The 13,211-nt window shown below is 42.2% G+C and carries 15 protein-coding genes; 4 read left to right on the forward strand and 11 right to left on the reverse strand.

The annotated features are described in order from the left end of the window. Nucleotides 1-64 precede the first annotated feature (64 nt). A complete protein-coding gene (locus FTT78_RS09480; RefSeq protein ID WP_180044113.1) occupies nt 65-346 on the reverse strand; it encodes a DUF2798 domain-containing protein in 282 nt (93 codons plus the stop codon). 195 nt (nt 347-541) lie between these two features. Here FTT78_RS09480 and argS point away from each other — a divergent pair, with 195 nt between their 5' ends. Both argS and FTT78_RS09490 read left to right on the forward strand, forming a co-directional pair. Further along, nucleotides 542-2,332, forward strand: a complete 1,791-nt coding sequence (gene argS, locus FTT78_RS09485) for an arginine--tRNA ligase (protein ID WP_104852866.1) — start codon at nt 542-544, stop codon at nt 2,330-2,332. 34 nt (nt 2,333-2,366) lie between these two features. Then, a complete protein-coding gene (locus FTT78_RS09490; protein WP_004970222.1) occupies nt 2,367-2,975 on the forward strand; it encodes an SPOR domain-containing protein in 609 nt (202 codons plus the stop codon). 95 nt (nt 2,976-3,070) lie between these two features. Here the strand turns inward: FTT78_RS09490 and FTT78_RS09495 are convergent, their stop codons facing one another. The 3 genes from FTT78_RS09495 to FTT78_RS09505 form a co-directional block, all read right to left on the reverse strand. Further along, entirely contained in the window at nt 3,071-3,724 is a 654-nt protein-coding gene (locus tag FTT78_RS09495; protein ID WP_180044115.1) for a glutathione S-transferase family protein, read from the reverse strand. A 123-nt stretch (nt 3,725-3,847) separates the two neighbouring features. Beyond that, nucleotides 3,848-4,246: an OsmC family protein gene (locus tag FTT78_RS09500; protein WP_004970227.1), complete on the reverse strand. Its 399-nt coding sequence runs from the start codon at nt 4,244-4,246 to the stop codon at nt 3,848-3,850. A 32-nt stretch (nt 4,247-4,278) separates the two neighbouring features. Then, entirely contained in the window at nt 4,279-5,226 is a 948-nt protein-coding gene (locus FTT78_RS09505) for a pirin family protein (RefSeq protein ID WP_004970229.1), read from the reverse strand. Nucleotides 5,227-5,472: 246 nt separating this feature from the next. Between FTT78_RS09505 and FTT78_RS09510 the strand changes: the two genes are divergently transcribed. Further along, nucleotides 5,473-6,765: a GGDEF domain-containing protein gene (locus FTT78_RS09510; RefSeq protein ID WP_180044117.1), complete on the forward strand. Its 1,293-nt coding sequence runs from the start codon at nt 5,473-5,475 to the stop codon at nt 6,763-6,765. Between the two features lie 232 nt (nt 6,766-6,997). Here the strand turns inward: FTT78_RS09510 and guaA are convergent, their stop codons facing one another. Together guaA and FTT78_RS09520 are read right to left on the reverse strand one after the other, a co-directional pair. Next, a complete protein-coding gene (gene guaA / locus FTT78_RS09515) occupies nt 6,998-8,566 on the reverse strand; it encodes a glutamine-hydrolyzing GMP synthase (protein ID WP_096902212.1) in 1,569 nt (522 codons plus the stop codon). A 224-nt stretch (nt 8,567-8,790) separates the two neighbouring features. Then, nucleotides 8,791-9,213 carry a DoxX family protein gene (locus tag FTT78_RS09520; RefSeq protein ID WP_004970234.1) on the reverse strand — a complete coding sequence of 141 codons (423 nt, stop codon included), beginning with the start codon at nt 9,211-9,213 and terminating at the stop codon, nt 8,791-8,793. A gap of 231 nt (nt 9,214-9,444) precedes the next feature. On the opposite strand from FTT78_RS09520, the gene FTT78_RS09525 reads away from it, so the two are divergent. Further along, complete coding sequence (locus FTT78_RS09525; RefSeq protein WP_004970236.1) at nt 9,445-10,080, forward strand: DedA family protein; 636 nt, start codon at nt 9,445-9,447, stop codon at nt 10,078-10,080. 96 nt (nt 10,081-10,176) lie between these two features. On the opposite strand, the gene FTT78_RS09530 is transcribed toward FTT78_RS09525, so the two are convergent. From FTT78_RS09530 to FTT78_RS09550, 5 genes are all read right to left on the reverse strand, one after another. Then, nucleotides 10,177-10,767, reverse strand: a complete 591-nt coding sequence (locus FTT78_RS09530) for a LysE family translocator (RefSeq protein ID WP_004970239.1) — start codon at nt 10,765-10,767, stop codon at nt 10,177-10,179. 241 nt (nt 10,768-11,008) lie between these two features. Next, nucleotides 11,009-11,404 (reverse strand): hypothetical protein, encoded by a 396-nt coding sequence (locus FTT78_RS09535; RefSeq protein ID WP_131261282.1) that lies wholly within the window; start codon nt 11,402-11,404, stop codon nt 11,009-11,011. Nucleotides 11,405-11,417: 13 nt separating this feature from the next. Continuing rightward, nucleotides 11,418-12,254, reverse strand: a complete 837-nt coding sequence (locus FTT78_RS09540; protein ID WP_070155018.1) for a ParA family protein — start codon at nt 12,252-12,254, stop codon at nt 11,418-11,420. A gap of 189 nt (nt 12,255-12,443) precedes the next feature. Further along, nucleotides 12,444-12,836 carry a SirB2 family protein gene (locus tag FTT78_RS09545; protein WP_180044119.1) on the reverse strand — a complete coding sequence of 131 codons (393 nt, stop codon included), beginning with the start codon at nt 12,834-12,836 and terminating at the stop codon, nt 12,444-12,446. 13 nt (nt 12,837-12,849) lie between these two features. Beyond that, a complete protein-coding gene (locus tag FTT78_RS09550; protein WP_096902208.1) occupies nt 12,850-13,161 on the reverse strand; it encodes a BolA family transcriptional regulator in 312 nt (103 codons plus the stop codon). Nucleotides 13,162-13,211 lie beyond the last annotated feature (50 nt).

Here is a 13,211-nt window from a genome sequence, read left to right on the forward strand (position 1 = left end):
AACCGTATATTTTTGAGTGCTACGCTCTTTGAATCAACCTAAACAGAGAACAATACAATCACGATTATTTCGGTGGCTGTAAAGCTGACATATCTACAATCAGGCTGGTGAACTTACGCACCATCGGCAAAACAAACAGCACCACTGGAAAAGCAAAGGCCCAAGAAATCATCCAGTTATTGAACCAGAGTGCAAAAAAACCATCAATCCAGCCTAAATTACGAATCATATTGATAAAGGAAATAATGCCACTCATCAAACATGATAAAAAGAAAGGCATTACCACCGTGGCCCATTTCATGGGTAATTTGGGTACATTGCCAAAAATCATTGCACGTTGTTTCATGCTCTAGCCTTTTCGCCTCACTGAATGCCGCATACTATGCCATGAATTGCTTGCTTAAAGGATGATTTTTCAGGCAATTTGTTCATGCTTAGCTACAATCTCTGAAATTCGATAAAGCATACAATTGCACTCCCCTAAAGCCCCTGAAATTTGCTATATTTAGCGTTTTTCTGCACATCTATTTTTCGACTAAATATGAATACGGCAATACAAGCAGCGCTCGATCATGCAGTGCAATCCCTTCAAGCTGAAGGTGTACTCCCATCTGACTGGAACAATACGAGTAATTTAACCCGTACCAAAGACCGCAGCCACGGTGATTTCGCATCAAATATTGCCATGATTGCCTCTAAAGCCGCAGGCATGAAGCCACGCGATTTAGCCGAAAAAATTCTTGCTGCTCTGCCTGAAGTTGCAGACATCAGCAAAGCAGAGATTGCAGGCCCTGGTTTTATTAACTTCTTTTTAAATGCCGACCAGCGTTTTAGTGTTTTAGATCAAATTCAAGCACAAAAACAACAATTTGGACGCAGCCAAATCAATGCAGAAAAACGCATTCAGGTCGAGTTCGTTTCTGCTAACCCAACCTCAAGCCTACACGTGGGTCATGGTCGTGGTGCTGCTTATGGTATGACAGTTGCCAATTTACTTGAAGCCACAGGTGCTAAAGTTGACCGTGAATACTATGTCAATGATGCTGGCCGTCAAATGGATATTTTGGCGACTTCAACTTACTTGCGTTATTTGGAACTGGCAGGTCAAACGCTGGTGTTCCCCAAAAATGCGTATCAGGGTGACTACGTTAAAGACATCGCACAAAGCATTTTAAAACAGGATGGTGAACGCCATGTACGCCCTGTTGCAGATGTATATAACAATGTGCCTGAAGATGTGCAATATGCGGCAGAACTCGATGCCGATGGCAACAAAGTGGTCTTGTCGGGCGACAAAGAAAAACACATTGATGGTTTGATTTTCAATTCACAAACGCTCTTGGGTGATGATTACCGCGTGTTCCATCAGGCTGCGCTGAATGCTATTTTGGCCGACATTAAAGATGACTTGGGCGAGTTTGGTGTCACCTTTAACCAATGGTTTAGCGAAGCGTCATTGACTGAAAAAATTGATGAAGCTCTGCAAACACTAGATCAACGTGGTTATCTATACGAACAAGACGGCAATATCTGGTTTAAATCGACCGCATTTGGCGATGAAAAAGACCGTGTGGTGAAACGCCGCAATGGTCAAACCACTTACTTTGCTTCAGACATTGCTTATCACCTGAATAAATTACAACGTGGCTACACAGACCTAATTGATATTTGGGGTTCAGATCACCACGGTTATATTTCACGTGTGAAAGCGGCCATTGATGCACTAGGCTACGACTCGAAAAAATTAACGGTACTGTTAGTGCAGTTCGTGAGCTTATGGCGTGGTGGTGAAATGGTACAAATGTCATCCCGTTCAGGTCAGTACGTAACCTTGCGTGATTTGCGTAAAGAAGTCGGCAACGATGCTGCGCGTTTCTATTATGTCATGCGCAAATCTGAACAGCACATTGACTTTGACCTAGATTTGGCCGTTTCACAAAGTAAAGACAATGCAGTCTACTATATTCAATATGCACATGCACGTATTTGTCGTATGCTCGAAAAAGCTGCTGCTACGCAATTGAATTTTAATGCGACAACTGCACGTCAGTTTGCCGCTAAACTTGAGCTAGATGCTGAAACTGAAATTTTAGCCAAACTGGCTGCGTATCCTGAAATTTTAGTACGTGCTGCCAACAGCCACGAACCGCATCAGGTAGGTAACTATTTGAAAGAATTAGCAGCATTGTTCCACGGTTGGTACAATGAGCATAAAGTTCTGAATGATGATGCAGCCTTGACTCAAGCACGCTTATTGCTTTCAGTAAACGTACAACAAGTCTTGCGTAATGGTTTAGAATTATTAGGTGTCTCTGCACCAGAAACAATGTAAAAGCCAAATAAAAGCATAACAAGAGGAAGTCCACGTGTTTGGAAAAACGCAACGCGGTGTATCTGAACGACCGAATAAGCCCAAAAAACCACTAATTCCAACGTGGTTAGGCACACTCGTGGTGATTTTAATCGTGTTGTGTTTTGCTGTAGCCTTAATGCTATGGAAACCGTGGGCACCTGTACAGCCTAAAGGGCAAATCAATTCTGAGCATTATCAGGAAGATACCAACAAAGACTATCGTTTTTATGATTTGCTGCCACAGCAACAGGTTACCCCAATTCCTGAGCAAGCGGTGCCTGAAACACAGCAACAGAATACCGTAGTCATTGTTGAAGCGCCTGCTGCTGTAGAGGCGCCAGCGGCCAGCGAAGCCAATGTTGGTCTGACAGAAATGCCTGCCCCTGTGGTACAAGCCAGCTATATTCTACAAGTGCGTAGCTATACCGACCCAGATGCTGCAGATGCACGTCGTGCCGAAATTATTTTGAATGGTTTATCGGCAGATGTAGTGAAAAGTGTAGAAGGTGGTGAAACTTGGTATCGGGTGATTTCAGGCCCTTATGATTCAGCCGATGCTGCAGTGATTGCTCAGCAAACTTTGCAGCATAGTGGAATTGATTCAATTGTCGTGAAACGCTAAGCCTCATTGTTATCAATCGACCAAAATCAATTAAAAAAAGATGCCTCGGCATCTTTTTTTAGGTCTATAGAACGATGTACTCACAAAAATCATCGCTAGATTTGCATTAACTGCTGCTCACGTTCGCGTGCACGCTGAAATGCAGGACGCTGTTCCACGCGTGCCAAATAAGCCGCAATCTGTGGATAATGATGCCCGGTACGGCTTTGCAATGCTTGGAGCGGGAAACCCATTTGAATATCGGCAAAAGAAAAATCCCCTGCAAAATAATCATGTTTGCCCAAATAATCTTCTAAATAAGCAATATGATCTTTTAAACGAGGCTGAATAAACCCTGCTTTAACACCTGCAGTAATTTTTTGTGCCATTGGTCGAACTAACCATGGCACATGCTGCGGCACATTGGTCATCACCAATTGCATCACTAACAATGGCATTAGCGAGCCTTCGGCATAATGCATCCAGTATTGATATGCTTGCTGTGCTGAAGCCTGCTGCGGTTTAAACTGCCTTTGCGTATCATAATGCTGCTGCAAGTACTCCAAAATGACTGCAGATTCTGCAATGGTCTGCTCTGCATCCGTCAAAATTGGTGCTTTACCCAATGGGTGAATCAGCTTCAATTGATTGGGCGCACTTAAATTGGGCTGACGGTGGTAAAACTTGATTTCATAGTCCAAACCCAGCTCTTCGAGCGCCCACAAAATGCGGAAAGAGCGGGATTGATCAAGGTGGTGTAAAGTAATCATAAACGTCCTATTTTGTTTTTATTACATCTGTTTTAAGTGATTGTTATATCTTCTGTTTCACGCAACATTATAAAAAGGCATGTCCTGCATGCCTTTTTATAAGAGACGGATTCAACTCTAGGTTTAACCCAATTCAGTACGAATTTCCACACTGCGTAACAAGGTTTTCGTCACAGGTGTTTTTTGACAGATATTCAGTACTTTTTGCTGTAATTCTGCATCTAACGCTGCTTCAGTTTGCACACGGCGTTCAATCCACTCCTGCCCTTCCTGATTGGTAAAGAAGTCCGCCTCGACCTGAATTTTGCCAAAATCCAAACCCTTATGCTGTGCATACATACGCAAGGTAATCATGGTGCAAGCGACCAAACTGCTACATAACAGATCATAAGGTGCAGGACCTGCATCTTGACCACCTAACTTTTCAGGCTCATCTACCTTCCATTGGTGCTGACCACTTTGGATCTGACCTTGCCATGCCGTGTCTAAACTGCGTACCTGTGCTGTGCCAATCTTGGCCATAAGATGCTCCCTATAGATTGATATTCCATCATTTATTTTGATGCACGCATTTTTGCGGGGAAAGTCGGCGCTTCTAAACGTGGTCCATCGTAGTCTGGTATTGTGCCAAAACGAGGATCATGATTGACCCATTGCTCACGTGCAATGCTGAGTTCCTCTTGGGTACGACCGACGAGATTCCACCACAACAAAATTGGCGACTCAAAAGGTAAACCGCCCAATAGCAACAGACGCGCACCCGCATGTAAATCTAGCTGAATTTCGGTTAAGCCCGGTTCAAGCACCAGCATATTTTCATCGTTTAATTCATGCCCATGCACAGTGGCTGTGCCTTCCAGCATCATCAAACCATATTCAAATTTAGGATTCAGCGGCAAACGGGTTGTCGTGCTGGTTTCACTATAAATATCTACCCCTAGCAACTCACTATGTACTAATACTGGTGAAGTGGTATTTAAAAATTCACCAACTAAGATGGTAAATTCCACTCCATCTAGCAAAACCACAGGCAAGTCAGGGTAATGATCAAAACGTGGCGCCATATTGCGCTGATCATCAGGTAAAGCAATCCACAGTTGCGCTGTATGCATGTGTGTTTCGGTGTCGGGAGCAACTTCGGTATGTGAAATACCATAACCCGCGGTCATTAAATTAACCTGTTTGGGACGAATCAATTGCTTAGTACCCAAACTGTCGGTATGCATAATGCTGCCTTCAATCATCCAGGTGAATGTTTGCAAACCAATATGTGGATGCGGCCCGACATCTAAGCCTTCACCTTGTGGAAAATTAACAGGACCTGCGTGATCTAGAAAACACCATGCCCCAATCATGCGTTTATGCCGACTCGGTAAAGCACGTTTAATTAAAGTTCCCTGCCCAATTTCAGCACTACGCAGTGGAAATTCCTGTATAAATTGCTTGACGTACTTATCACAATCGTCTGAATTGGAAAGCTCGGTATAATTGCTGTTGCTCATCCTATACCTCTTATATTTCTGTAAATTCCTTGACTATTAAATATAGTAAATCACTAACGAAGAGCAAGATGAAATTTGTTGTTCTGATTTTTATGGTTCAAACTTGAACTACACCTTAAAATATATGGCATAATTTTGACCAAAATTTAAAAAAAATAGAGAAAATACCCAAATTTAGGGAGGTTATTTTTTCTGCATTTTGTGCATAATCCTCACTATAAGTTGTCAATTTGAGTAAATATCGCTATGTCTGTAAAAGCTCGAATGGGGGAACAGACCCGTTCGAAGATTTTAAGCAATCAGGAAGCCTCAGAAAAACTTTTAAAAACAACTGAGTGTGATCTTGAAAACCGACAAGCAATTGAAAAAGCATTGCAGCACCCTGCTGCGCAACTCCCGCCGCAATTTGAAACACATTTTTATCAACACCAGAATTTACATCAGCGTCGTTATTTACGCCAAGTCAATTACATTGGGCAAATGACGTTCCTGCTGTATTTCTTTATCGATTATTTCATCATTCCAGATGTCACTACACTCTCGGCCACACTCCGTCTCAGTGCTGTTGTATTGGCGCTGATTGGCAATTATTTCTGCTTTAAATTGATCAAAGATATTCGCCTGCTAGATTTAATTTTACCGGTCAGCGCCACACTGTGCTGCGGTGTCTGGTTTTATATTTTGTCGCAATCACACAGTCCGTGGGTCGGCTATTATCTTTACGCTTCAGTTATTTTTGTGGTGATGGCTAATCTGTGTATTCAGGTACGTTTCCGACCTGCTCTGTATAACTCATTGCTCATGAGTGTGCTGATTTTTTTAAGTGCCATCTCCTTAACAACCCTACAAGATGCACTCATTTTTATGGTGGTCTATATCCCCATGTGGCTACTCAGTTTGTATATTAGCTGGAGCAATACCCTCAATGCACGCCACCACTTTTTGCGCAGTTTGCTGGATGACTGGAATTTCCATACCCTACAAGCCTTAGCCCATACCGATGAACTGACGCAACTGAATAACCGTCGGCAATTTGTGCACATGGCGGAACATAAAATTCACGAATGGCCTAAATCGAATTCGATCTGTTTATTGATGTTGGATGTAGATTTCTTTAAACAAATTAATGATACCTATGGGCATGATATTGGAGATCGGGTGTTGCAAAATATTGCTGAAATTGCCCGTAAAGAAATGCGTCGTAAAGATATTTTGGCACGCTTTGGTGGCGAAGAATTTATTGCCCTTCTCAGCGAAACCAGTTTAGATGAAGCACTGATGATTTCAGAGCGTTTAAGACAAAAAATTGCACAGCATCAAATGTGTATAGGAAATAAGTGCTTTAATTTTACCGTGTCGATTGGTGTATCGAGTTTAAAACCGCAACAAACTGACTTACAGCTGTTGATTAAAGAAGCCGACCTCGCACTTTACCAAGCCAAACAAAGCGGACGTAACTGCGTGATCAGTTATGATGTGGGGATCTCTGAGCCACCCGAACCGATTTTAAAAAAAGAAGTTAAATCTTGGATGATCTAAAGATATAAAAAAATGAGCACATTACGTGCTCATTTTTTGGGTTTTTGGCTAGAGTATGTTTAAAAAACCCTAGCTGCCGCAAGCATCTTGCACCCATTTTAAAAGCCGTGCTTTAAAATGGGCTCATGTCGTAAAACTGGCAAGCAGCAGTGCTGCTTGAAACCCCTAGCTGCCGCGCGCATAGCGCTTGGCGTAATTCAGGCACGAAGCAGTGCTTCGTGAAATCCCTGAATTACTCCCATTCAATGGTTGCAGGTGGTTTAGATGATACGTCATAAACCACACGTGAAACCTCTGCAATTTCATTCATGATGCGCGTTGAAATACGGTCAACCAAATCATACGGCAAGTGTGCGAAACGTGCAGTCATAAAGTCCACTGTTTCTACGGCACGTAGTGCGATTACCCATGCATAACGACGGCCATCACCTACGACACCAACTGATTTTACAGGTTGGAATACTGCAAATGCTTGAGCTGTTTTGTCATACCAGCCACTTGCACGTAATTCCTGCATGAAAATATCATCAGCTAGACGTAAAATGTCTGCATATTCTTTTTTCACTTCACCCAAAATACGCACACCCAAACCTGGACCTGGGAATGGATGGCGGTAAATCATGCTGTGTGGCAAGCCTAAAGTGGTGCCAAGTTTACGAACTTCATCTTTAAACAAGTCACGTAATGGTTCAACCAATTCAAAAGCTAAATCTTCTGGTAAACCACCCACGTTGTGGTGTGATTTAATCACATGCGCTTTGCCTTGTTTGCTGGCTGCAGATTCAATCACGTCTGGGTAAATCGTACCTTGTGCCAAGAATTTCACGCCATCCAGCTTACGTGCTTCTTCGGCAAAAACTTCAATAAATTCACGACCAATGATTTTACGTTTTTTCTCTGGATCAACTTCGCCAGCCAATGCACCCAAGAAACGCTGTTCAGCGTCGGCACGAATCACGCGAATCCCCATGTTTTCTGCAAACATTTGCATCACTTGATCGCCTTCGTTCAAGCGCAACAAACCATTGTCTACAAATACACACGTTAATTGATCGCCAATGGCTTTATGCAACAATGCCGCAACCACAGAAGAATCCACACCGCCCGACAAACCAAGCAATACTTTTTCATCGCCAATTTGCTGACGTAATTGCTCTACGCGCAGGTCGATGATGTGTTCTGGTGTCCATAAACCGCGACATCCACAAATTTGATGGACGAAGTTAGACAATAACTCTGCACCTTTTGCAGTGTGTGTCACTTCTGGGTGGAACTGAATCCCATAGAAACGGCGAGTTTCATCAGAAATCATCGCCACAGGGCAGCTTGGTGTGCTAGCCGTAATTTGGAAGCCTTCTGGAATGCGTGCCACTTTATCGCCATGGCTCATCCAAACGTGCAATTGGTTTTCACGGTCTTGCAAGTTACCAATCAGTTTGTCACGTACCAAAATATCGACTTCGGCATAACCGAATTCATGTACTGAACCCGCTTCAACTTTACCGCCCAGTTGTTCTGACATGGTTTGTAAACCATAGCAGATACCCAGTACAGGTACGCCTAAGTTAAATACAATTTCAGGTGCGCGTGGACTACCCGCTTGGTGAACACTTTCAGGTCCACCCGATAAGATAATACCGTTTGGATTAAATGCACGAATGTCTTCTTCCGACATATCGTAGGCATACATTTCAGAATATACGCCCGCTTCACGAACACGACGTGCGATCAGCTGGCTATATTGCGAACCGAAATCCAGAATCAGGATACGATCTTCAGTAATTTGAGTATTGGTAGTCATGACAAACAACTATAGAAAGGCAAACGAATTAAGCGCGCTATTCTAGCATTTTTCCACGCCTTGCGCACACTATTCAGACAATCCTAAAAATGGCTATTTTTCTTCGTGATATTGCAGTGACCACATACTCTAAGTTTTAAAAGACTATGCATTTTCTATGGCATAAAAAAAGCAACCTTCTTGAAGATTGCTTAAATTGTTGAGCTGATGTGGAAATCAATGACTTACTTTTTTGCTTCCAAAAGATGGTCTAGACTTATTTTGCCTGCACCGTAAAGCATGATGTAGAAGAAACCGCCAGCCAAACCAATATTTTTCATAAAATTCAGCGCATCTTCTGGTGCAGCATGGAATAAAAATGCAGTTAAAAGACTAAAAACACCTAAACCCAAACCCACGACACGTGCTTGTAAACCGAATAGAATTGCCAAACCACCACCAAGTTCTAGCAAAATCACCAAAGGTAGCAATGAACCTGAAACACCCATAGCTTGCATATAGCCCACTGTTGCATCATAGCCTGCAATTTTTCCCCAACCAGATACAATAAATAAATACGCTAAAAAAGCACGTGCAAACAAACTTACAATGGCTTGCACACTTGCTTTTTCGACCACACTTTTTAACACAACATTTGGATTAAACATCAGATCACCTATATTTTTGATTCATTCTTGAAGACAAATACATCTTAGTTTTTTCAAAATTCAGGATAAATACGCATTTAAAAGACATGTTGTTGCATCTATGCAACGAAAAAGAACCGATGTGGCTGGTCTAGCATCCCTAAAATCACTGTGAAAATTATTTACCTTTTCATACTGACTTTCCGCCTGTGGACTGCTAGGATTTGAGCACACTTTCGCTTGTTTTTTCCCATGGAACTGATTGATTTTATCTTACACGTCGATGAACATTTGCTCGAATTCATCACCCAATATGGGGTATGGATTTACGCTATTTTATTCCTGATTATTTTTGTAGAAACGGGCTTGGTGGTCATGCCGTTTTTACCTGGCGATAGTTTACTGTTCGCGGCAGGCGCATTGGCTGCATCGACAGGAGTGATGGATCCGTGGATTTTGGGTATTTTATTGTTTACTGCTGCGGTACTCGGTGACACCCTGAATTACCACATTGGTAAATATATTGGTCCACGGGTTTTTGAGCTGGAATCACGTTTTATCAATAAAAAACATTTGATCGAAACCCAGAAGTTTTTTGAGCGACACGGCGGAAAAACCATTATTTTTGCGCGTTTTGTGCCTTTTGCGCGTACCTTTGCGCCCTTTGTGGCGGGTGCAGGCAGCATGAATTATAAATACTTCCTAACCTATAACGTAATTGGCGCTTTTTGCTGGATCGCGTCGTTTATTACACTCGGTTATTTGTTTGGCAATATGCCAATTGTGAAAGACAATTTCACCCATTTAATTTTCGGCATTATTATTTTAAGTGTCTTGCCTGGAGTGATTGGTTTTATTCGCCAAAAACTCAAGAAAAAACCTGCTTAAGTTGTGTAATTCTTTGGGCATGCCTGTTACAGCGCTGCCCTCATACATTCAAAACAGGTGAGATGATTGCTCAACTCACCAAAAGTCTCTAAATCTTTAGAAAAAACGTGCCACCACAGGCAGCATACACACCACCAACAGCAAAGCCGAGCCTTTATATAACAGATCTGCCGTCACTTTATTGGTTTCTCGCGCCAAAACTGCTCGCCCAAAAGACATCCAAAATAACGCTGTTGGCAATAAAATCAGACCAAATAAGACATAGACCATAGCAAAGTTGGTCGGGTTATCCCACGTTTCTGTAGGAAAAATACCTGCAGCAAATAACAAGGCTTTTGGGTTTTTAAAAGTCGAAAAAAATAATTGTGCAGGGCGAATGGCAGAGTGTTTTTGACAATGTTGCTCTAAATGTGACTGCTTCCATAAATGAAAAGCCATCCAAAACACATAGCCTGCGCTTAAAACATGCAGAATATCAATCAAATAAGGCCAAATTGGCGCACTCAAATGAATGAATAACGCCCACAGACTAATGGCATACATATAACCAAAAAACTCTGCGGGAATCAGCAGACTGGTTTTGGCAATGCCTTGTTGGTGGGCTGAGCTTGCCAATAGCGCATTGGTCGGGCCAGGAATCATCAAGACCGCAATCATTGCTAGGACAAAGAGCCAACTTTCAATCATAAACACCAGAGCATGCAAATCAAAAATAGGAGCACACCTTATATGAAAGCCATTGAAAATGACAAGTTTTTCTATCTGGCAGGACTGACCCAAGGGTATAAATAGAACAGAAAATAAAATTAAGTTTTTGTTTTTAAAATATTAGATTGAAATCAATCTTGAATTATCTTGCTACATTTTTTAAGCAATGGTGCTGCAAAAATGACAGCACCACGGACGAAATATTCGTAAACCCTAAAATTTAAGATGTTGCGGGTTTGAGTTTGACAATAATCGGGCAAGCTTTAAATTTTGCTGCTTGCACAATGGCTTCTTGCTCACCTAAAAGACGTGCCAATTCTGTTCTTTTGGTATTGGATGACTGTCCCATATTGACAGAAACACTCGGTGCAACGCCCCAACCGCCACGGCTGCCCCAACCACCGCCTAAACCGATACCCACACCAACACCTGTACGTTTCGGCGCTTCGACACCGCTTTCAATATATTGCTGAATACGGTTATATTCGCTTTGTAATTGTTGGCAATTCAAAGCCTGATAATGTGTAGGCGACACATAGCTAGGTTTCACTGTGGTCGCACAAGCCCCTAGCAATAAACTACTTGCCGCGACAAGACCAATTGCAAATGTTTTCATGTCTACCTCTGTATCACGCTTGCTCAATTTCATTGAACAACGATTGATAGGCCTGCGTCAATTTATGATCTGTTGCCAAATGAATTAATGGCAAATTTTTATGATGTGATTCTTTCATCAACACCGAAGGCGGCAACATGCTATTCAAAACAGGTAAACCTTCATCTTTAAGTTGCTGCACCACTTCACGCGGTAACTTGGCCTGTGCTTGATATTGATTCACCACAATGCCTTCAATTTGCAAGTTTGCATTGTGGTCATCCTGAGTTTCCAACACATTTTCAATCAAACTTTGCAAAGCACGTTTAGAAAAGACATCGCAGTCAAATGGAATGAGCACCCGATCTGCAGCAATTAATGCCGACAAGGTAAAGAAGTTAAATGCAGGCGGGGTATCAATAAACACGCGGTCATATTGATCGGACAATTGTTGCAAGGCATCGCGCAGTTTGTAAATTTTATGTTTCGATTCAAGTGCGTGTGCCAAACCGCCCAATTGCGGACTCGCAGGGATTACATCCAAATTTTTAAATGGCGATTGATGCACATAGGCTTCTAAACCTTTGCTGCGGTTTTTTAAAATTGAGCCTAAAGCATTGCCTAATAAGCCTTTGGATTGATTTGCACCCAACACTTCTTCAAAGTAATTTTCGATGTTGGGTTCAAGCGCAGGCTTGTCGGCAGAATAAGTGGCATCATCACCCAATAAATATTGGCTGGAGTTGGCTTGCGGGTCGAGGTCAATCACCAATGTTTTTAAACCCTGATGCGCACTGATTGCAGCCAAATTGACGGTAATACTGGATTTTCCAACACCACCTTTCTGATTAAACACCACACGTGTGCGCATTGCCGCCCCTCTTTTCAATTTTTGTTGTGACATCATTTCAGTTTAACTGAGCTGTAAATATTCTTGCCGAATTATGTCTAACAATTCGCCAGTGCTCAAATATGTAGCCAATCTTTTGCCGATATTTACATATATTCAATGCCCGTGAGTTTGCAGCCACGAGCAACATCTACAATAAGACCTGCTGACTTAGCCGAAGCTTGGCTTTAACATCACCAAACCTAAAATGGCAAAAAATGCGACTAAAGCTAAGCCCCAACCGACACGGCGTTGAATCAACAAAATACTGTCATCTTTTTTATACGCTTTAATCAAAGAAGAAAGCATCACAAAAAATAAAATAATTTTGGCATAAAACCATGTTTCGACTTGAAAGTCTTTTAAAAACAAAGCAATGACACCTGTCACTACAATCAACGTCAGTGCTGAATGTTGCAATGCCACAAAGACTGTCCACGCTTTAGGATTAGGCGAGTTATTTTGTGTGCCCTTAAACAAAGTCATGGCACGTACAAACAGCACCAAAAATAATAAAGCCGCTGCAGCAACGTGAATGGTATTCAGCATTCCTAAATTTTCCACTTATTTCAATCCATTACGATGTTTTTGGTGCGTGGGCGCATTCTGGACTGCTGGTGTCTTGTCCCTGCCATTCAGATGCAACAAAGGCATGAATTGCCAATGCATGAATTTTACTTGGGGCGAGTAAGTCACCCACAGCAGCATAAATTTTTTGATGACGTTGTACGGCGCGTAGCCCCTGAAAATCTTCACTCACCATCACCACTTTAAAATGCGACTCTTTACCCGGGAAATAACCGCCATGTCCTGCAGATTCGTTCACCACCTCTAAATGGCTTGGATTGAAAACGGCTAAGCGTTGTAGCAACTGTTGTTCTAAGCTCATGCTTGTATTTCCCCGAATGGTTTTAAAAGCTCTCTGAAGTATAACGTGTT

The organism is Acinetobacter sp. YH01011, assembly GCF_013420785.1.
Taxonomy (GTDB): Bacteria; Pseudomonadota; Gammaproteobacteria; order Pseudomonadales; family Moraxellaceae; genus Acinetobacter; species Acinetobacter towneri.